Source organism: Methanobrevibacter sp. TMH8, from assembly GCF_020148105.1.
Classification (GTDB): Archaea; Methanobacteriota; Methanobacteria; order Methanobacteriales; family Methanobacteriaceae; genus Methanobinarius.
This window is the reverse complement of sequence record NZ_JAHLZE010000022.1, coordinates 1-21,976: the sequence shown is the minus strand read 5'-3', so window position 1 is coordinate 21,976 and position 21,976 is coordinate 1. Positions and strand designations below refer to the sequence as shown.

Here is a 21,976-nt window from a genome sequence, read left to right as displayed (position 1 = left end):
TAACTAAAAATAGAACTAAAAGATATTACTAAAAAATAGAATTAAAAAATATAACTAAAAATAGAACTAAAAGATATTACTAAAAAATAGAAATGAAAATAAAACTAAAATAAAAGATTATTTTATAGGGTATCTTAAAATTGCAGCTAAACCTCCTAAAGATTCTAGCTGTTTTCCACCATCATGTTCACTACTAATAACCATGAGTTTTCCACCCATATTTTCAACTAAGTTCATAACTTTTTCAATATTCCTAATTCTTACTAATTTATCTAAAATTAATAATTTTTCAATAGCTCCTGCATTTGCCCCAGCAATGGTTTCTTCTTTTCCATAAACAACCATATTACTGCCTTTAGCTATTTCACCAAGAACATTATTAATAGTAGATATTTCTTTAGCTATTCTATTTTCAGAGCTTAGTTTTTCAACAACACCTTTTTTTAGTATTTCCTGAATTCCAACTCTTCCACCAGCACCAGTACTTTCAAGAATGGAAATTTTAGCTAAATTTTTGTGTTTATCTTCTAAATAATCATGAAAACTATTTTTAGTAAATCCCGGACCTGCAATAACTATATTTTGGAGATCATCAAATTTTAACAGTGCTTCAGCTACTTTTTGATAAAATTCATCGACATTTTTCTGCCTATTTTTATCAATGATTCTTTTTCCAGAGATATTTCCTATAATAGGACCATAATATTCAATTCCAAATTGACGAACCAAACCAAGGTCAGCTACATCATCTTCAATGGAAACTATAATAGCTGAAAGTTTTTTTGAAGCTGCAACAGCTTGTTTTATCCTATTCAAGACATATCTAGACCATCGTTCTTTTTTTATCCTTAGAGGAATATTTAATTTCACTTCAAGAGTATGATGAGATCCAAGAGGAACAATATCCTCAGGACCAGAAACAATTGATCCAGTAGCACGAAGTTTCCCAGTGAACATGTGAAAACTAACAGAATCTACTTTAATACCTAAAAAGAAAGTTTTTTTCACTCCCCTATCACTTCGAAGCTTATCTCCAGTAGTATCTTGTATTCTACGAGTAGTTTTAGAGGAAAGAACATCTCCTTCTTCGATTATATGAGAAATATGCCACAAATCATCGAGAGTTTCTGGAACTATTTCCATGATTCCTTGTTTTGTATCTTGAAAAGTAATTTTCATCAATTCACCAAATAACTCTTAATTTTTTTGTTTTATTGCATAGACTACAAATAATAAGTATTTTTTACTTAAACTTAATATTCAAGTAATGAATAAACACATAATTAACTAATCTTATTAATCCATATTAAATCTAATATTAAATTCAATCTCAATTATAATATATTTTAATATTAAATCCAATCTACAAATATATAATAGTAATTATTGACTACATATCTAATATAATTTTATTTTTACATCTTAATTTTATATTTAATATTCTATATTTAAATTTAATATTTAAATTCCATTTTAACTACTTTATTTTACTATTCTATTTCAAATTTATTTTAATATTTTTATTTCAAATTTATTTTATATATTATAATTTTATTATTTTATAAAGAATTTAGAAAGGAAAAATTAATATCTTATAAAAACATACTTGATAATAATATAATTGAATAATAATATAAATATTAATATAAATAATATAAAATTAGTCAAATATGTTTAATTGAAAGAAATATAAAAAAGCTAAGTTTTAGTAATATCATGTTAAGGAGCAATTATAAATGGAATTCGGAGAAACTAGTTCAATAATTATCAGTTTAATTCTTGGAGGATTATTGACCATCCTATTTGATAATATATTTGTAATAGCTTTCATAGGATTCATATCAACTTACATGGTTAAAAAAGAAAGTAAAAGCTTCATAATAGGAGTTATAGCTGCATTGTTATTTGCGATTTTAAATTTCTTTGGAGGAATGATCTTAACCCCAAATATTCCCACATATATAGCTGAAAATATACAATTTGACCCTATGAATTTTGTACTTGGATTTATAGTAACTTGTATATTAGCTGGAATATTAGGATTTATAGGAGGATTTATTGCTGAAAAAGCTTATAAACGCATAAATCCTGAAGAATTCGAAAATTATTATTAGAATAATTCAGATTTAGAAAATTACTATTTTTATAATATTTATTTTAATAATATTTAATTTAATATCTATTTTAATAATAATTATTTTAATAATATTTAATTAATATTCAATTAATGTTTAGTTATAGTAAAATAAGAGCATATATCATAAATCATATTATTGTTTGAAATTTTTATGATATTAATATATAACACTAAAATCAACCATAAATTAGATAAAATGAAAATTGGAATCATTGGAGGAACAAGAGGACTTGGTAAGACATTAACAAGTCTTCTAAAAAAAGAAGGTTATGATATAACAATAACTGGAAGAGATCAAACTATTGGAAATACTGTTAGTCAAGAGCTTGAAGTTAGCTATTCCAGTGATAATAAAAAGACTGCATCTTCCTCAGATATTGTTATAGTAGCTGTTCCCATAGCTAGTACAAATAAAGTTATTAAAGAAATAGCTAAATCAATGAAACCAGGATCATTACTTCTTGATGTTACTTCTGTTAAAATGGAACCAAGTAAATTAATGGATGAACTTTTAGACAAAGATGTTGAATTTATACCAACTCACCCTGTTTTCGGTCCAAGAACCACAAATTTAAATGGACAAGTTGTAGTTTTAACTCCAGTTCGAGAAAAACAAAAAATCGAGGGTAAATGGTATCCAAAAGTGGTGGAATTTTTAAAAAATCACAAAGTAAGAGTTATCGAATCTACTCCAGAAGAACATGATAATATGATGGCTGTTGTTCAAGTACTAACTCATTTTTCATATATTTCAACAGCGTCAGCTATTAAAAAACTTGGAATAAATATCAAAGATACTAGAAAGTTTGCAAGTCCAATATATAACCTTATGGTAGATATGATTTCACGAATAGTCTCTCAAAATCCATTTCTTACTTACTCAATACAGATAGAAAATGAAAATGGTGAAAAAGTAAGGCAAGCTTTTTCTGATTCTGTAATAGAATTAAAAGAAGTTTTAGCAAACCATGATGAGGAAAACTTTGTTAAGATAGCTATTGAAGCTACAAAAAATATGGATGATATTAAATGTGCTCTTGGTAGAAGTGATAAAGCTATTGATTCCCAAAGCCATGAAATAAGTTTTTTAAAGAATTCAATTGGGAAAAAAATTGCTCTTCAACATATATATTCTGAAGAAGTCCATATAGGAGTTTTGAAAGATCTTAACCCCGATTTTGTTACATTACAAACTGGAAAAAATGAAAAAACACTAAAAATAGCTAACATCCGAATTTTAGACGATGAAGATCTTCTTAATTGGAAGTTAGATAATGAATCTATTAAAACTCATTCTATTAGCTGTATATTTCCAAAAAGTTCTGATAAAGAAATTATCAAAAATGCTATAAAAGATGTTATATATGATATAATTGATGTTAAAGTTACTGATGTATATACTGGTCATCAAATTGATGATAATTCTGTTAGTTTAACTTTTGAAATCCAATCCTTCGACAAATTAACAGTACTCTCTGTTGAAAAACTTTTAAAAGGATTCGGTGGAATAATCAGATAAAAATTCAATATAATAATATTCTAAACATGTCTAATCTAACTTAAACTTAATATAATTATATTATATATTTAACTTAATCAAACTTATCTAATTATATTTATAAATCTAATTTATCTAAATTTTATTCTATATTAATTTATTAATTTTTTAAAATTATCTAATTTATTTAAATTATTAATTATTGAATTATTAAATTATTGAATTATTTAAAATTCTTAAAATTATAAAATTATAAAATTATAAAATTATAAAATTATAAAATTAATATTTTCTCAATATTATTAAATATAAACTTAAGCATATTTATATTGTTTGTGATTATACAAACAATACTGATTTTAAATCTATTATCTCCCCCAGTATTTGTTCTTTTTTCATATATATCATCAATTCATAATTTAAATATAAAATAAATGATATTTTAACATATATTTATTAAAAAATATATAAATTATTTTTAAAAAAATAAAAAAATAAAAATTAGCTTATTTTTCATTGAATATATAATAAATAAAAATATATATCTAAATTAAAGCTATTTAAAAGAGAATAAAATTTAAAAAAAATTTCAAAAACCAAACATTTATATACTATTAAAGACAATTTATATTATAGTAACAAAAACTTACTAAAAGATTTTTAGTGAAAAATATTGATGACAGTTAGAAAAATATATTATTTTTTGCTAAATACATTATAAAACTATTATTTTACAAATTATTAATTTTACATTAGACAATATTTAAATTCAGAACTAAAAAAAAGTTATAGGTATGAATAAAAATATAGAATTTATAAATTATAATTACAATATTGCACTTTAATGTGTAGTTTATTATTACAAATATTAAACTATTATAAATATTTAAAAATCCATAGAAGGTTTTTAAATTATTTTAAATATCATTTATTTTTAATTACTATAAAGGGAGTTTTTAAGAATGGAAAGAAACGAAATAAATCTTAAAGTCGCTGAAGCAATTGCTCAAAGTGACGTAGGCAGAGGGATCGCAAAAATTGATCCTGCATGCATGGAAAAATTAGATCTTCTCGATGGAGATATTATCGAGATAGAAGCAAATAAAATTACAGCTGCAAAAGCAGTATCATCACAAACTGATATTGGTTTAGGTGTTATTAGAATCGATGGTATTCTAAGAAAAAATGCTGGAGCCTCTATTGGTGAAGAAATAAAAATAAGAAAAGCTGAAATTAAAGATGCTAAAAAAGTTGTTTTAGCACCTGTAGAACATCAAATAAGTATTAGAGGAGATGTTCGAGGAGCTTTTGCAAATCAAGTTATGAGTCAAGGAGATATTGTTGTCACAGGTGTTCGCCAACAACGTATGCCCCAATCAAATATGGGTGGAAGCTTAATTGACGACATGTTCAGAGAAATGATGGACGTTGCTCCGCTTGGTGAAATAAAATTAGCTGTTGTTTCTACAAGCCCTTCAGGAATTGTTAGAATAGGGCCAAATACAACTGTAGAAGTTCAAACAGAACCAGTTGACCTTTCTAAAGTAGAAGGAGTCAAAAACGTGATTGATGTTAGTTACGAAGACATCGGTGGTCTTAAAGAAGAAGTTAAGAAAGTAAGAGAAATGATTGAAATTCCTCTTAAAAGGCCAGAATTATTTGAAAAATTAGGAATAGCTCCTCCAAAAGGAGTTTTAATGCATGGTCCACCAGGTACAGGTAAAACTTTACTTGCTAAAGCAGTAGCTAGTGAAAGTGATGCTCATTTTATCTTAATCAATGGACCAGAGATAATGAGTAAATATGTCGGAGGATCTGAAGAGAACCTTCGAGAATTCTTTGAAGAAGCTGAAGAAAATGCACCATCTATTATATTTATAGATGAACTAGATGCAATAGCTCCGAAAAGAGAAGAAACACAAGGTGAAGTCGAAAGAAGAACTGTAGCTCAGTTACTTACTTTGATGGATGGGCTTAAATCCAGAGGCCAAGTTGTAGTTATAGGCGCTACAAATAGACCAGATGCACTTGACCAAGCTCTTCGTCGACCTGGAAGGTTTGACAGAGAAATTGAAATAGGTGTCCCAGACAGTGAGGAACGGAAAGAAGTAATGGAAATTCACACACGTGGAATGCCATTAGACGAAGATGTCGACTTAACTGATATAGCTGATACTACACATGGATTTGTAGGAGCGGATTTAGAATCTTTATGTAAAGAAGCAGCTATGAGAGTTGTAAGAAGAATATTACCTGAAATAAAAGGTGATGAAGAAATACCAAAAGAAACTCTTAAAAAGATCATTGTTACTAAGGATGACTTTAAAAAGGCACTTAAAGAAATTCAACCATCTGCACTTAGAGAAGTTCTAGTCCAAATTCCCGATATCGGTTGGGATGATATTGGAGGACTTGATAATGCTAAACAAGAATTACAAGAAGCAGTTGAATGGCCATTAAAGTATCCTGATAATTTTAAGAAATTTGGAGTTAAACCACCTAAAGGAACAATGCTATATGGATCTCCAGGTACTGGTAAAACTTTACTAGCTAAAGCAGTAGCTAACGAAAGTGAAGCAAACTTTATAGCAGTTAAAGGACCAGAATTATTATCCAAATGGGTAGGAGAATCTGAAAAAGGTGTAAGAGAAGTTTTCAGAAAAGCAAGACAAACTGCACCTACAGTTGTATTCTTTGATGAGATTGATTCCATAGCTAGTACTAGAGGAGATTCCAGTGGTGATTCTGGTGTAACTCAAAGGGTGGTTAACCAGTTACTTACTGAAATTGATGGTATGGAAGAGTTACAAGATGTAGCTATTATAGCAGCTACAAACAGACCAGATATTATTGATCCTGGATTAATGAGACCTGGTAGGTTTGACAGACATATTAAAGTCGACAATCCAAATGAAGAAGGACGTTTAGCAATCTTTAAAGTACATACAAAAGATATGCCATTAGCTAAAGATGTCAATCTTAAAAAATTAGCTAAAGAAACTGATGGCTATGTTGGTGCTGATATTGAAGCAGTATGTCGTGAAGCAGCTATGTTAACTTTAAGAAACAATATTGAATCTGAAGAAGTATCTATGAAATACTTTAACAAAGCTATGGACAAAGTTAAACCGGGTTCAGATGAAGGAGATATGGTTCAATACCTCTAAGATTAAGACAAGAAAAAGATTAAATTAATGGATAGTTCTAGTTAATTGATAGATTAATTAGCCACTAACCTCCTTATTACCTCATATAATTTAAAACTATTTCATTGACTTTATCACCAAACTTCGTTATTTTAGAGTGTATACCATTCTCCCGATGAAAAAAACAGACGAAAAATACTGCAAGTTAAACAATCTGAAAAATACAAAAACATTGGTTTTTTGTGCTATAATTTTTAATTACTGCACAATTTTCAGTTGAAAATCGCAGATTTTCAAAAAAATTTTAAAAACACCCTTTAAAATCGATCTGTGGTTGAAAAACCCAAAAAATGGGGGCCTCATTTGAGTGCCCTCATTTTTTTTAAAATAATTGTAATACTTTTTATCATATTTTTATTATAATATTTTTTATTTTAGAATTTTTTTATATAATTTTTAAATTTTTATAAATTTTTATAATGCTTCATATTTTGTTATAATTAGTTTTAATTACAAAAATTCTAATTTAGTTAAAATCTAGTTTAATTACAATTAGTTTTAATTATAGCATCTAATACTAAAATATAAGTAATTGATAGTTCAATACATAATTGTCAAATAATTATATCTAAATAATTAATAGAATACTTACATATAAATGAAAATGATATATATAGCTAATAAACAGTTATACAAAATGATAATGAAATAAAATAGCTAAAAATATCAAAAATCAATTAAAGTTTGGTTTTATTTATGATTTATGACCAATTAATAGAGATAAACATAGCGATATTTTATTTCATAAACAATAGTTTACATAACAATTTTTTCAATTTTTTAATGCCAGAAATAACTAATATTGGAAGTGTTTTATTTTTAGCAATTGTTTGTATTGCTTTATTTATTTATGGAATAATTGCAAAAAATAGGCCCGTGAAATACTTAGCTATTACTGGAATCATAGCTATTATAATTACAGCCAGCATAATAGGAATACTTAAAGTTTTAGTAAATGAACCTAGACCTTTTGCTATATTAGACTTAGTAAATCTACTTGTAAATGAAAATGATCCATATTCATTTCCATCAGGACATACTGGAAATATTTTCGCAATAGCTATAGCTTTTGGCCTTAGTTGGAAGTTAAAAATTGGGAATAAATATATTAAATTAATTTGGTTATTAATTCCTCTCGGAATCCTTATTGGATTTTCACGAGTTTATATAGGAGTTCATTATCCATTTGATGTAATTGCTGGTGCTATAATAGGAATTTTTGGTGGATTAGTAGCTACTAAAATTGTGAATTATTATTTAATAAAACGTGATAAGAAGTTTAAAAATCATGACGAAGGTATTTTTGAAAAAGGTGTTTAAATGGGTGAACATATTATAGAAGCAATGGGAAAAGCTAAAGTAACTATAAAAGATGGAAAAGTTATAGATATAGAAGAACCTAAGATTGAATATTGTCCTCTTTTTCACAAACATAGAGGAATAGAAAAATTAGATAAAGAAGCTATAAAAAATAATATGGAATTCCGAATCAATGATTTTGGAATGTGTTCTCCAGAACGTGTTGTTAAAATGAAAGATTTTTTATCATTTGGAGTTTCAGAAACCATATCTACCCTCTTAAATGAAAATATCATTGATTGTGTAATTATGGTTTGTGAAGGTTGTGGAACAGTAATTGTAACAGATAGTGAAATGGCACAAGGAATCGGAGGTCGAGTTTCTGGTTTATCTAAAACAACATTAATACCAGAAATTGTAGAAAAAGTAGGAAAAGACAATGTTCTTGATGAAAAAACTGCTAAAATCGATCAAATTGAAGGAATCAAATTAGCTATATCTAAAGGATATAAAAATATAGCTGTGACAATAGCTAATCCTGAAGATGGAGAAAAAATCCGAGAATTAGAAAAAGAATATAAGTATAAAGGAGAAAATATCAATATCTACATTTTCAGTGTCCATAATACGGGTATTGACACAAAAGGAGCTCAAGAACTATTTGATTGCTGTGATGTTGTAACTGCTTGTGCATCAGAACCTATCAGAAATATCGGAGAAAAAGTAGCTACTAAAAAAGTAGGAGAATCAATCCCTATTTATGGAGCTAGTGAAAAAGGAAAAGAATTCCTTGAACTTCGTGTGGAAAAAATAGGTGGAATGAAGCCTAAAAAAGATCCAAAAACACCAAATCCATTAGTATAATATTTTTTATTTTTATTAATTAATTTTCATAAGAAGTAATAGCTTAAAAAATATTTTTTATTTTTATTGATTAATATTCAAAAGAAAAATATAGCTTAAAAACTAAAAATAACAATTTTTAAAGAATATTAATTATAAATTATCGGCTACAGCTCTAATTATACAACTTTGAGTAATCAAACCAAGCAAAATATCTCCATCTACAACAGGAATCCTTTGATATCCTGTTTCAGACATTATTTCACTTATTTCTTTTATACTGGTTGTTTCACCAACAGTAGATAGATTTTTACTCATTAAATCCTCAACTTTTAGACCCATAGCTTCACTACCAGCAAGTAAAACATCCCTATGAGTTATAAGTCCTACAAGATGTTTACCATTAACTATTGGAACTGCACCAATATTTGCCCTCACCATTTTTAATTTAGCTGCAGCTACTAAGTCAGTTGGAGATGAAACTATAATGTCTTTCAACATTATGTCCTTAGCACATAATTTTTCAATCATAATTATACTATATTACTTCTAATATATTAAAATTATTATAATATTATAATATTAAACATTTTTAATCATCCCATAATTTATTTTCTTTGTAATAATTTATAATAATGAAGAAAATAGTGATGAAAATACTGAAGAAAATAATAAAGAAAAAAGAATAAAAATAATAAAAACAAATAAGAAATATAGTAAAGAGAGCAAAAAATAAAGAATATAAATAATAAAAATAATGAAGTAGATAGAATAATCTATCTTATGAAATCTTTATTTAATATTAACAATCAAATATTTAATATAACCTTAGAGGTATGAAATTGACTCGAATGAAAGAAGCCAAAAAAGGCAATATAACGGAAGAAGCTAAAATTGTAGCTAAAAATGAAAATATATCTCCTGAAAAACTTATTGGATTAATTGCTAACGGTAAAGTTGTGATACCAAAAAATATAAATAGAGATACAAAGCCTTGTGGAATTGGAGAGGGTTTGAAAACAAAAATCAATGCTAACCTTGGTTCTTCATCAAAAATGGAAGATTTGCCTCTTGAAATTCAAAAAGCTAAAGTAGCTGTTGAATATGGTGCTGATGCAGTAATGGATTTAAGTACTGGTCCAAATCTCAACAAATTTAGAAAAGAGATAATTTCTGCAGTAGATGTTCCTATAGGAACTGTTCCAATTTATGAGGCAGGAGTAGCTACTCAGAGTAAAGGTAAATCAATTATTGAAATGGAAGAGGAAGATATCTTCAAAGCAATTGAAAATCAAGCTAAAGAAGGTATAGACTTCATGACATTGCATTGTGGTATAAATAAAGACCTTGTTGAAAAATTACAAAGAGCTAAACGAACAATGGGGATTGTCAGTAGAGGAGGAACATTTTTAGCTTCATGGATCCTTCATAACGAGAAAGAAAATCCTCTTTTTGAAAATTACGATTATATTCTAGAAATAGCTTATGAATACGACATAACACTTAGTTTAGGAGACGGTTTACGACCAGGATGCCTTCAAGATGCTACTGATATTGCTCAAATACAAGAATTAGTAAATCTTGGAACTCTTGTAAAAAGGGCTCAAGATAAATCGGTTCAATCAATGGTAGAAGGTCCTGGACATGTTCCTATGAATCAAATAGCTACAAATATGGAAATACAAAAGACATTATGTTATGGAGCTCCATTTTATGTACTTGGACCAATTGTAACTGATTTAGCTCCAGGTTATGACCATATCACCTCTGCAATTGGAGGAGCAATAGCTGCACAATCAGGAGCTAACTTCTTATGTTATGTTACACCAGCTGAACACCTTTCAATTCCAAACCTTGATGATGTTAGAGAAGGAGTAATTGCCTCTAAAATAGCTGCACAAGCTGCTGATGTTGCTAAAGGATTGCCTTCTGCAATGGAAAAAGAAAAAGAAATGGCTAATGCAAGAAAGAATTTTGACTGGGAAAAACAATTTGAATTAGCATTCAATGGTGAAAAATGTAAAAAATACAGAGAAAGCTATCCAGTTGAAGAAGAAGATATGTGCTCAATGTGTGGAGAATATTGTGCTATAAGAATAGCTAAAGATGATTTTTAAATAAAATCAAGATTATTTTACCTATTTATAAAAATTATCTACACTATTTTAATTTTATACTTTTATAATATTATTACAATGATTATAACATTATTTAAAATTATTTAAAATATTGTTTAATATTATTTAATTTTGTTTAAATTGTTTAAAATATTATTTAAAATTATTTAAAATTGTTATAATATTATTATTTTAAATTAAAAAATTTAATATAGTATGAAAAACAAATAATTTTATAATATATTAATTTGAATATTTAAAAACAAAGTCGAAAAAAGACTAAATGAAAAAATAACTTAAAGAAGGTAATAAACTATGAATTTAGAACATATTGATGGTGAAAATAGGGGAAATGTAGTTTTATTTGCCCTTAGTACTTGTGGTTGGTGTAAAAAAACAAGAATGTTACTCGAAGATCTTAAAGTAGAGTATGATTACATTTATGTTGATTTAACATCAGGTGCTGAAAGAGAAGAAGTTGTTGAAGCAGTTAAAAAATTCAATCCAGATGTTTCATTTCCAACTATAGTTATAAATGATTCAGACGCAATTGTTGGATTTGAAGAAGCAGAAATTAAGTCTAAATTAGGATAATACAATCTTAATAAGAAAATATAATCTTATAAAACTATAATCCTAATTAGGATAATACAATCTTAATAAGAGAATACAATCTTATAAAGCTATATAATCCTAAAGTTAGGATAATAAAATCTTAATAAGAGAATACAATCTAATTAGATAAATAATAGAAAATACTTAAAATAATAAGGATTAATAAATCAATACTAATCCATTAAAGAGGGATTTCATGGGCGAAGCTTACGAAAAATTTAAAAAAGAAGCTGAAAGTGCAGGTTATAATGTCAACCCAGATGTGGAATTTGTTGAAAACCTACTTGAAAACATTGATGTTAATACTGAAAGATATGGATATGGAGCATGCCCTTGTAGACTTGCATCAGGAACCAAAGAAGAAGATTTAGATTTGATCTGTCCATGTGATTACAGAGATGCTGATTTAAATGATTATGGAGCATGTTTCTGTGCATTATATGTTACTCAAGATGTTCTTGATGGAAAACAAAAGTTAGGTTCCATACCAGATCGAAGATTAAAAGAATTAGAATCTAAAGCTAAACAAGCAGAAAAACAGGCAGAGAGTGCTGGTTCTAATGGTAAGGTAATTGATTTAGAATTTCCAGTATGGAGATGTAAAGCCTGTGGATACTTATGTAGTAGACCAAAACCACCAGATAAATGTCCAATTTGTAAAGTAAGTGGAGATAGATTTGAAAGAATACTATAATACCAAGTATCACAATATTTATCTTTTTTTATTATATTTTACTATTTTATTTTATTATTTTTTCTAATTTTTATTAAATTTATTAAATTTATTAAATTTCATTAATTTTTTTCTATCTTTTATTAATTTTTATACTAAAATTACTAATTATTATTTTTAAATGTATTTTAGATTTATTTTAATGTATTTTGACTTATTTTATATTATTTTAATTTATTTTGAAATTAAAATTATAAATAATCAATTTAAAAAAAAAAAAAAAAAAAATTAAGAAAATAAAAAATAATAGAATAAAAATAAAAAATAAAAGAAATAATAGAATAGAAATAAAAAATAAATATTTTAATGAAGTTCTCCAAACTTCTTAATAAATACTTTTTTCATCACAGTAGCTAAAGCCATATATCCAACCATTGTAGCTATTAACCAAGGGAAATAGAACCATGGAAGTGGAAGCATGCCTAAAACTGCTCCAACACCTGTAAATGGTAAAATTGTTCCTACGGCAATACCTAAACATGTGATTAATATTACCTTTGATGATGCTCTACTTTCTATAAATGGTAGTTTTGGAGTTCTTAATGCATGTATAACAAGGGTTTGAGACCATAATGATTCTACAAACCATCCTGCATTAAATAATGCCATAAATGCAACAGAACTAACACCTAATGTTCCATAGCTTCCACCGAGAACAGCTGGACAAATGATGAAAAACATCAATGCATAAGTAGTGAGATCAAAGACTGAGCTTGTTGGTCCAATGTATATCATGAATTTCCCTATTGATGATGCATCCCATTTTCTTGGTTTTTTGAGATATTCTTCATCTACTCTATCCCAAGGCAATGAAACACAAGAAATATCATATATTAGATTTAGCATTAATATTTGTAAAGGAAGCATAGGTAAGAATGGTAAGAATATACTAGCTACCAATACTGAAAACATATTACCAAAGTTTGAACTTGCAGTCATCTTAATATACTTTATTATATTTCCAAAAGTCCTTCTACCTTCAATAACACCTTGTTCTAATACCATTAGATCTTTTTGAAGTAATATAATGTCTGCTGATTCTTTAGATATATCAACCGCAGTATCAACAGAAATTCCTACATCAGATTCATTAATTGCTCCGGCATCATTTATTCCATCTCCTAAAAATCCAACTACATGATCTTGTTCACGTAAATGTGACACTAACATTGTTTTTTGATTTGGTGAAAGCTTAGCAAAGATATTATTGTTAGTAGCTACAAATGATACTTCCTCATCACTCATTTTTTCAAGGTCAACACCACTTATAACATTTTCATGTTCGATTCCTACTTGATTACAAATAGATCTAGTCACTGCTTCATTATCACCACTTAAAATCTTAACATCTACCCCATTATCTTTTAAAGTTTCTAATGCTTCTTTTGCACTTTCTTTAGGAGGATCTAAAAATGCGAGATATCCCATTAAACACATTTCAGATTCATCAGCAACTGAGAAAATACCTACTTCAGAGGGGTGATTTTTTTGAGCTACAGCAATAACTCTCATTCCTTTATTATTTAGTTCTGTTACAGTGTCTAAAATTTCATTTCTTATTTCATCAGTTAATGGTTCTATTTTATCTTTATATTCAACAACTGAAGAAATATCTAACATTTCTTCAACTGCTCCTTTTGTTATCATCTGAGTTTTTTCACTTTTATCCTTAATAACAACACTCATACGTCTACGATTAAAATCAAATGGTATTTCATCGACTTTAGTATATTTTGTTGTTAGTGGACTTATTTCTTCCTCACCAACATGGTCTAATATTGCAGCATCCATTAGATTTTTAAGACCTGTTTGATAATAGCTATTTAAAAAGGCATGTCTTAATATTCTATCATCTTCATTACCATGAATATCCAAATAAAGCTCTAAAACAACTTTATCTTGAGTTAATGTACCTGTTTTGTCAGTACATAATACATCCATCGCACCAAAGTTTTGTATTGTATTCAAGCTCTTTACAATGACATTATTTTTTGCCATCTTAACAGCACCTTTTGCAAGGTTAGTTGTAACTATCATTGGTAACATTTCAGGAGTCAACCCTACAGCAATTGAGATTCCGAATAGAAGTGCTTCTAACCAGTCCCCTTTAGTAAATCCATTTATAAAAAATATAACTGGAACCATAACTGCCATGAAACGAATAAGTAACCATGAAACAGAGTTAAGTCCTTTATCAAAACTTGTTTTATCTTTTTTAACAGTGACGGTTTGTGCCATTGATCCAAAATTAGTTTCATTACCAACTGCAATGACAATACATTTGGCAGTACCACTTTCTACAGTACTACCCATGAAAGCTAAATTTTGAGTGTCAAATAATGTTTTTCCCTCTTTTCCTAAGTTATCATCTTCAACCAATTTTTCAATAGGTTCACTTTCACCAGTTAATGATGATTGACTTAGAAATAAATCTTTTGAGGAGATAATTCTTACATCAGCAGGAATCATATCTCCTGCAGCTAAATGAATAATATCTCCAACTACAACTTCTTCAAGAGGAAGCTCTATTTTTCCACAACCTTTTCTTTCAATTGCAGTTGTAATTTTAACCATAGATGCAAGTTCTTTTGCAGAATTATTAGACCTTGTTTCTTGTACAAACCTTAATGTTCCACTAATTACAACCATTGTAAGTACAATTATAACTGCAGTAAGATCTCTATCTGCTGGACTAACTATCAAAAAATCTGTAAAGAAGGATATAATTGCCAAAGATATAAGTATTAAAGTAAAAGGATTTATAAAAGATTTAAAAATTCTTTTTATTAATGAATCTCCTTCTTGGTGTGATATGGTATTTTCACCATATCTTTTTCTCATCTTTTCGACCATTGCTTTATCATAGCCAGAAGAGGTAGTTTTATATTTCTTTAATACATCTTCTGTGTTAGATTTAGATGCTCGCATAAGTCTTCTTACTGCGGCCTCACTTTGTTCATTTTTTATTTTTTTATTTGATTTTGTTATTTTTTTCATTGTCCGACCTCTTTTAATTCAAAACTAAAGAATCAGACATAGAAAATAACAGTTAAAAAAACAATGTAAATTAGCTATTTACTATAGATATAAATCAATATTACAAATTAATTAATAATATAAACTAATAATATAAACTAATAGTATAAACTAATAGTATAAATTAATAATATAAAATAATATTATATAATTTAGATTTATATAATTTAGATCTAAAAAAAGATAAATTATACAAACATTTTATTATTTCTATATTATTCCCATATGATTTTTATATTGATTTTATATTAACTTTATATTGACCTTATATTGACTTTATATTGGTTTTATTATTGATTTTTATATAAAAAATTACATTAATTAATCTAAAAATCTAAAATAAACTAAATTAGTCTTATATAAAATAGAATAGAAAAATTAAATAGACAATTGTAAATTTATTTAACTGTTTCAATTGGGTAATTCAAAGAAATGAAGACTAAGCTTGAAAAACAAGAATTAAACTTGACATTTTTTAAATTACCCAATAGATTGGGATCTTCTATGTCAACGACGCTTTTTTCTTCCATTTCTTCACCTTAATAAATTTTTAATTTTAAAAAATGCTCATATATTATTCTAAAAAATGTTAATACATTGTTTTATTATAAATATTTAATACATGAACAGATTTAATTTATATATGCCCCTATATAAACCTTACCCGAACAAACAATCTAGAATAAACGTTCTAAACCTAAAAGACCACTAATTTTTTCTTTTTATTTTAAAGAATAACAACACTAGTATATAATAAACATATAAATCTGATATTTTAAATATTTTAAATATTTTAGATATTTTAGATATTTTAGATATTTTAGTATCTTTATTATTTTTAATATTTTTTAATAATTTTTAATAATTCCCATATTCCCAATTCTTAATATTCTTAATATTTCTGATATTTCTAATATTCCTATTATTTTTAAATAAATTTCAGATATATTAGAAATAAATAGATATTTTGGAAATAAATAAATATTGAATAAAACAATATTTTATTAGTATAAATGTTTAAGCTATTAAAAAATTATTAATTAAACCTTTAATTAAACCTTTAATAAGAATGATACAATGAAATATCAAAAACTAGTTGATGTATACGAAGCAATAGCTGCAACAACCAAAAGATTAGAAAAAACAGCTATCTTAGCTGAATTTTTTAAAGAAGTAGATGAAGAAACACTTCCTGAAGTTGTTTTAATGTCACTTGGTACAGTATTCCCTCCTTGGAGTGAAGAAGAACAAGGTCTTGCAGATAAATTACTTATGAAAGCAATAGCTAATGTTGTAGGAGTATCAGTAAGTAATGTAGAAGATCAGGTAAGGGAACAAGGAGATATAGGAGGGGCTGCTGAAAAATTATACAACAAAAAAGCCCAAACAACTTTCTTTTCAAAACCCCTTGAAATTGATTTTGTCTTTACAAATCTTAGAAAGTTAGCTAAAATATCTGGAGACAGATCCACTTCTCGTAAAATCGCCATTGTCTTGGAACTTTTATCATCAGCAACAGGTACTGAAGCTAAATATATAGCTAGGACGATTATTGAAGAGCTTAGAATTGGTGTTGGTGAAGGAATAGTTAGAGATGCTATTTCACAAGCTTTTGATGTAGAAAAATCTATAGCTGATCGTGCCCATATGCTAACAAATGATTTAGGATTAGTAGCTCGAGTAGCTAAAGAAGAAGGTGAAGAAGGTCTTAAAAAACTTAACCTTTCACCAGGCAAACCTGTAAAACCAATGTTAGCTCAACTTTCAGATGGAATAGAAGTAAGTATAGAAGAAATGGGTGAAGCGATTTGTGAAACAAAATATGATGGAATAAGAACTCAAATCCATAAAAAAGGAGATGAAATAAATTTATTTACCAGACGGCTTGAAAACATCAGTAAAGCTATTCCAGAAATGATAAATTATATTAGAAACGCATTTCCAGATGAAGATTTCATTGCAGAGGGAGAAATAATAGCTACAAAAGACAATAAGCCAATTTCATTCCAATATATGCTACAAAGAGTAAGAAGGAAATATAATATTGAAAAAGCTATAGAAGATGTTCCACTTAAACTCTATCTTTTTGATCTTCTTTACTTTAAAAAACCAATGATTGATGAACCATTAGCCATGAGAAGAAAAGCTCTTGAAGAAATTGTTGATACAAGTAGTGAGCAAATTAATCTCTCTACAATGCTTAAAGCTAGACCAGAAAATATTCAAGATGCTGAAGATTTGTTCAATGAATCAATAGCTGAAGGTCATGAAGGAATAATGATAAAAAATCCAAAAGAACCATACATACCAGGCATCCGAGGGAAAAAGATGTTGAAGTTTAAAGCAGAACCTGAAACACTTGATGTTGTTGTAGTCGGTGGTACTTATGGTGTTGGTAAAAGAGCTAACTTTATTGGATCTTATAAAGTAGCACTACAAGATGATAATGAACAATTAAAAACAGTAGCACATGTAGCTACTGGATTAGATGACGAAACATTAGCTGAATTAACAGAACTGATGAACAAATATAAGATTGTATCAAAAGGAACTAAAATAGAAGTTGAACCACGAATAATCCTTGAGATAGCTTATAGTGAAATCGTGAAAAGCCCAGAATACGAAGCTGGATATTCACTCCGTTTCCCAGTGGTAAAAAGAATCCGAGAAGACAAAGGTCTAAGAGATATAGACACTGTTGATCGTTTGAAATCTATGTTTAAAGGTTAAAACTGTTTTTTCCTTTAAACTATAATATATTTATTATATTTATTTTTTTATTAATTTACTTTTTCTTCATTTACTAAATTAAATATCTTTATTTATTTTATAATTTATTTTAAAAATTATTATCAAATATTATCAATTATAACCAATTATAATCAATTATAATCAATTATAATTATCAAATTCAGCTTTTTATAACTTTTATAAATTATTTTTACACTATTTTTTTATAAATCAATATTTAAGTAAATAATCAATTATTGAATTATATGATAATTTTACATAATCAACATAATATAATCATCTTAAAACAATTTTAAAGACTAAAATAAATTTTATATTGAAAAATAAGGAAAATTTATATATAAAAATATATATAAAAACTAAAACATTAGATAATAAGAACAATAAGAACAAAAATAAGAATAATAAATAAAAATAAAAAATGATTAAGAAAAAAGGTCTTTAAATGGAAATTACAGATGGAAAAATATTCAAAATAGCTTTAATAACAACACTTATAGGACTAGTTGGAATGATTATATTTGCAGGAGATATATCACCTAAAGAAGCATTAGTAAAAGATATTGATAGAGGCATGATAGACGAAGATGTAACTATTAATGGAGTAATTGAAAGTGTAAAAAAATCTTCTACTGGAAAAAGCTATTTCATGACACTAAATGATGGAACAGGTCGAATAACTATAATGATATTTGAATCTACAATAGCTGAGTTTCAAGAAGCAGGAATTGATTTGAAAAGTTTTGAGAATAATAAAGTTAAAGTAGTTGGAACTGTTACAGAATTCAAATCAACAATGGAAATAATACTTCCTAATTCAAATTCTATTAAAATAGAAAATTAAAAGTTTTGGAATTAAAAATAATAAAAAATAAAAAGAATAATTATGAAAATAATAAAAATATTGAAAATATTAAAAATAAATAAAAAAGGATAAAGGGTTAATTTATCCTTTAATTGTTTTGTTTTTTAGTGTTTTAGGCTAATTGATTTTTTGTTGTTAGCTAATAATATTTCTTTATTTTTGTTTTTGGGATCGATTTGGAAGTGGGCTATGCAGTATCTGTGATTTGCTCTGTCTGGGAAGTAGCTGACGATTATTGATATTTTCTTTCCTGGAGCTATTGATTTGATTTTGATGTATTTGGTTTTGATTTTAACTCCGTTTCTCATATGGAAAAGAGCTAAAACAGTAGATTTAGATTTTAAACTCCCTTTATTAGCTATTATGACCTTACAAGTAGATAATCTTTTATTAACAGATAATTCTTTAATTGATACAATTCCTAAATTAGATTTAGCATTGACTTTCTGCACCACTTTAGTTGTTGAAGATTTGTAATTGTTGTCTCCTCCAAATTTAGCTATTAAATTATATTTTCCACCTTTTAAACCAACTATCTTAAATACAGCTATTCCTTTATTGTTAGTTGTTGCAGTGTATGTTTTTCCATTGATTTTCAATGAAACTTTTTTGCCTTTGAGAATATTTCCATTTATGTCTTTTAAGGTTACTTTTATGTTAGTTTTCTTACCTTCATTAATAGTTGGAGCAGAAACTGTTATAACAGTATCTTTTTCTAATACTACCTTAGCTATTGTACTGGTATTTGCTGAATAGATTCTTGTAATAAAAGTATCAGATTCATCAGATTCATTCATTGTGGAGAGAATATTGTATGTTCCTGAAGCTGAAGCAGTATAGACAAACTCAGCAATACCTTCACTATTGGTTATTGAAGATCCTACTAATTTTCCATTAACATAGAAACTAATAAGTCTTCCAACAATAACATTACCCCATTTATCAGTAGCTTTGACCATTATAGTAACTTTATTATATAAAACACTAATATTAATAGCTAAATCTAACTGAATATTATTAACACTTCCTAAACCATTAATATCACCAGCATTAACAATATCTCCTCCAAAATTACCAGAAACATTATTATTCTCAACAGTAACATTACCCTTATTAATTATACCATCACCATCATTATCATTAATAACATTATCAGTTATAGTAAAGTTACCTCCATTAATAATAATCCCATTACCAGCATTATTTGAAACATTACTACCAGTAATAGTTCCATTACTACCCTCAGAAATAAAAATTATGGAATTATTTGCAATATTATTAGTGAAAATAGAATCAAACACATTCATATCATTACCATAATTTTGATAAATTGCACCACCAATAGTAGCTTTATTCTCTGTGAAATTTGAATTATTTACAGTGAAATTATCACCACAATCATTAAATATCGCACCACCAGCACCAGCATTATTGTTAATAAAATTAGAGCTAGATACAATAACATGATGACTAGTGCCAATATATAACACACCACCAGTAGATCCCGCAGTGTTATTAATGAAATTACTATCTTTAATAATAGACCTAGAACTACCACTTAAGATGACTGCACCGCCACGACTTGTTGCAGTATTGTTAGTAAAATTAGAGTCAATTATAATCGCTTTATTGTAAAGAACAGCAAGTGCACCAGCAGAATCAGTTGCAGTATTATATGAAAAATTTGATTCAATAACAGTAGTATTACCACCTAATATAAAAATTGCACCACCCCTATTTGCAGTGTTATTAATGAAATTAGAATCAAATATATCCACATTACCATAGTAGGTGTAAATTACACCACCATCTTTTGTAGCACTATTATTATTAAATTCACATCCAATCAGAATTATTGTGGAATTTGTATCAGTACAAATTACACCACCATTACCATCTATAGCAGTTGTGTTAGTTGCTGAATTGTTTGTGAATGCACAATCAACAAATGTTAATATTAGAGCGTTACTTGAGGGTCCTCCGTAAATAGCTCCTCCCAATGAATTTCTACCATTGATAAATGTTATATTTATAAAAGTAATATTTTGATTACTATTTACCCTGAATATTCTTGATAGTCCTTGTGCATCGAGTATGACTTTGTCTTTGGTTTTTCCTTGAATTGTGATGTTTTTGTTAATCGTTATATTAGTATTGTTATTACCTTTGTATATTCCTTCGTCAAGTTCTATTATGTCACCAGAGCTTGAAATACTTAATGCACCACTTATTCCACCACTGGTTGTGTTATTAATGTTTGTAGTAGCTGCAAATCCAGTTTGCAAACTAATTACAGCTGATAAAATAATACTTGCTATAATTAACATGTGAATTATTATCTTTTTGTTTTTTAAAATTTTATTCACCTCCCCATTTTAATGGGATTAAATATATATTTTAAATTCTAAAATGTGAATAAAAAAGAATAAAATAGTCCCTAAAAAAGAATTTAAAAAGGGGTGATAATATCATGAAAAATTCTTAATAAGATCTCATTTATCCTTTTTAATAATCACATTTACAAATTTTTTGATTAATAAAACCAGAATTAATGCATAAATTATAATAGCTCTCCATAAAAGTTATCATACCTATTATAATTTTACATTAAAAAAGAGCATTTACCCAAATATCATTGTATAATAGCTCTATCTAATCTTATATAATCATGAAAAAGCTACTCAAAAAAATAATATAATAATTTTATTGATAACTTTTTCATCATTATATAAAAGATACATCATAACTAAAAAAAATCTAATAAAACATTCCCTTTATACACAATTAATTTTGAAAAAACTCTTTACATTAAGAAGAGTAAATATATTCACTCCAAAAAATTAACTTCGTTTAATTGAAGTTAAACGAAGTAAATT

General features: G+C 27.0%; 15 protein-coding genes. 10 read left to right on the top strand and 5 right to left on the bottom strand.

Translation table 11 applies throughout. The annotated features are described in order from the left end of the window. Positions 1–117: 117 nt before the first annotated feature. On the bottom strand, positions 118–1,179 hold the full coding sequence (locus KQY27_RS04205) for an mRNA surveillance protein pelota (RefSeq protein WP_224425332.1): 1,062 nt from the start codon (positions 1,177–1,179) through the stop codon (positions 118–120). Between the two features lie 557 nt (positions 1,180–1,736). On the opposite strand from KQY27_RS04205, the gene KQY27_RS04200 reads away from it, so the two are divergent. The 5 genes from KQY27_RS04200 to KQY27_RS04180 all read left to right on the top strand — a co-directional run bounded on the left by KQY27_RS04200 (position 1,737) and on the right by KQY27_RS04180 (position 9,004). Then, positions 1,737–2,114: a hypothetical protein gene (locus KQY27_RS04200; protein WP_224425331.1), complete on the top strand. Its 378-nt coding sequence runs from the start codon at positions 1,737–1,739 to the stop codon at positions 2,112–2,114. A 219-nt stretch (positions 2,115–2,333) separates the two neighbouring features. Next, positions 2,334–3,656 carry a prephenate dehydrogenase gene (locus KQY27_RS04195; RefSeq protein ID WP_255596620.1) on the top strand — a complete coding sequence of 441 codons (1,323 nt, stop codon included), beginning with the start codon at positions 2,334–2,336 and terminating at the stop codon, positions 3,654–3,656. Between the two features lie 941 nt (positions 3,657–4,597). Further along, the gene (locus KQY27_RS04190; protein WP_224425329.1) at positions 4,598–6,802 is read left to right on the top strand and encodes a CDC48 family AAA ATPase; all 2,205 of its coding nucleotides are present in this window, start codon (positions 4,598–4,600) and stop codon (positions 6,800–6,802) included. A gap of 822 nt (positions 6,803–7,624) precedes the next feature. Continuing rightward, entirely contained in the window at positions 7,625–8,161 is a 537-nt protein-coding gene (locus KQY27_RS04185) for a phosphatase PAP2 family protein (RefSeq protein WP_224425328.1), read from the top strand. Beyond that, positions 8,162–9,004 (top strand): methanogenesis marker 8 protein, encoded by an 843-nt coding sequence (locus KQY27_RS04180; protein WP_224425327.1) that lies wholly within the window; start codon positions 8,162–8,164, stop codon positions 9,002–9,004. Between the two features lie 132 nt (positions 9,005–9,136). Here KQY27_RS04180 and KQY27_RS04175 read toward each other — a convergent pair whose 3' ends face one another. Next, positions 9,137–9,514 carry a CBS domain-containing protein gene (locus KQY27_RS04175; protein WP_224425326.1) on the bottom strand — a complete coding sequence of 126 codons (378 nt, stop codon included), beginning with the start codon at positions 9,512–9,514 and terminating at the stop codon, positions 9,137–9,139. Between the two features lie 311 nt (positions 9,515–9,825). Here KQY27_RS04175 and thiC point away from each other — a divergent pair, with 311 nt between their 5' ends. From thiC to KQY27_RS04160, 3 genes are all read left to right on the top strand, one after another. Continuing rightward, positions 9,826–11,100, top strand: coding sequence for a phosphomethylpyrimidine synthase (thiC, locus tag KQY27_RS04170; protein WP_224425325.1), 1,275 nt, complete (start codon positions 9,826–9,828; stop codon positions 11,098–11,100). A gap of 315 nt (positions 11,101–11,415) precedes the next feature. Continuing rightward, positions 11,416–11,694: a glutaredoxin family protein gene (locus KQY27_RS04165; RefSeq protein WP_224425324.1), complete on the top strand. Its 279-nt coding sequence runs from the start codon at positions 11,416–11,418 to the stop codon at positions 11,692–11,694. A gap of 217 nt (positions 11,695–11,911) precedes the next feature. Further along, on the top strand, positions 11,912–12,409 hold the full coding sequence (locus KQY27_RS04160; protein WP_224425323.1) for a ferredoxin-thioredoxin reductase catalytic domain-containing protein: 498 nt from the start codon (positions 11,912–11,914) through the stop codon (positions 12,407–12,409). A gap of 342 nt (positions 12,410–12,751) precedes the next feature. Here KQY27_RS04160 and mgtA read toward each other — a convergent pair whose 3' ends face one another. Together mgtA and KQY27_RS09245 are read right to left on the bottom strand one after the other, a co-directional pair. After that, positions 12,752–15,445, bottom strand: coding sequence for a magnesium-translocating P-type ATPase (mgtA, locus tag KQY27_RS04155; RefSeq protein ID WP_224425322.1), 2,694 nt, complete (start codon positions 15,443–15,445; stop codon positions 12,752–12,754). A 437-nt stretch (positions 15,446–15,882) separates the two neighbouring features. Continuing rightward, positions 15,883–16,014, bottom strand: coding sequence for a hypothetical protein (locus KQY27_RS09245; RefSeq protein ID WP_255596619.1), 132 nt, complete (start codon positions 16,012–16,014; stop codon positions 15,883–15,885). A 547-nt stretch (positions 16,015–16,561) separates the two neighbouring features. Between KQY27_RS09245 and KQY27_RS04150 the strand changes: the two genes are divergently transcribed. Beyond that, positions 16,562–18,214, top strand: a complete 1,653-nt coding sequence (locus KQY27_RS04150; protein ID WP_224425321.1) for an ATP-dependent DNA ligase — start codon at positions 16,562–16,564, stop codon at positions 18,212–18,214. Between the two features lie 466 nt (positions 18,215–18,680). After that, a complete protein-coding gene (locus KQY27_RS04145; RefSeq protein WP_224425320.1) occupies positions 18,681–19,079 on the top strand; it encodes an OB-fold nucleic acid binding domain-containing protein in 399 nt (132 codons plus the stop codon). A 125-nt stretch (positions 19,080–19,204) separates the two neighbouring features. On the opposite strand, the gene KQY27_RS09345 is transcribed toward KQY27_RS04145, so the two are convergent. After that, positions 19,205–21,466 carry an Ig-like domain repeat protein gene (locus tag KQY27_RS09345; RefSeq protein WP_224425319.1) on the bottom strand — a complete coding sequence of 754 codons (2,262 nt, stop codon included), beginning with the start codon at positions 21,464–21,466 and terminating at the stop codon, positions 19,205–19,207. Between the last annotated feature and the right edge of the window lie 510 nt (positions 21,467–21,976).

Coding starts and splice junctions, on each gene's coding strand:
- KQY27_RS04175 (WP_224425326.1), bottom strand. CDS start 9,514: ATGATTGAAAAATTATGTGCTAAGGACATAATGTTGAAAGACATTATA.
- KQY27_RS04145 (WP_224425320.1), top strand. CDS start 18,681: ATGGAAATTACAGATGGAAAAATATTCAAAATAGCTTTAATAACAACA.
- KQY27_RS04185 (WP_224425328.1), top strand. CDS start 7,625: ATGCCAGAAATAACTAATATTGGAAGTGTTTTATTTTTAGCAATTGTT.
- KQY27_RS04165 (WP_224425324.1), top strand. CDS start 11,416: ATGAATTTAGAACATATTGATGGTGAAAATAGGGGAAATGTAGTTTTA.
- mgtA (WP_224425322.1), bottom strand. CDS start 15,445: ATGAAAAAAATAACAAAATCAAATAAAAAAATAAAAAATGAACAAAGT.
- KQY27_RS04180 (WP_224425327.1), top strand. CDS start 8,162: ATGGGTGAACATATTATAGAAGCAATGGGAAAAGCTAAAGTAACTATA.
- KQY27_RS04205 (WP_224425332.1), bottom strand. CDS start 1,179: ATGAAAATTACTTTTCAAGATACAAAACAAGGAATCATGGAAATAGTT.
- KQY27_RS04195 (WP_255596620.1), top strand. CDS start 2,334: ATGAAAATTGGAATCATTGGAGGAACAAGAGGACTTGGTAAGACATTA.
- KQY27_RS09245 (WP_255596619.1), bottom strand. CDS start 16,014: ATGGAAGAAAAAAGCGTCGTTGACATAGAAGATCCCAATCTATTGGGT.
- KQY27_RS04200 (WP_224425331.1), top strand. CDS start 1,737: ATGGAATTCGGAGAAACTAGTTCAATAATTATCAGTTTAATTCTTGGA.
- KQY27_RS04190 (WP_224425329.1), top strand. CDS start 4,598: ATGGAAAGAAACGAAATAAATCTTAAAGTCGCTGAAGCAATTGCTCAA.
- KQY27_RS04160 (WP_224425323.1), top strand. CDS start 11,912: ATGGGCGAAGCTTACGAAAAATTTAAAAAAGAAGCTGAAAGTGCAGGT.
- KQY27_RS04150 (WP_224425321.1), top strand. CDS start 16,562: ATGAAATATCAAAAACTAGTTGATGTATACGAAGCAATAGCTGCAACA.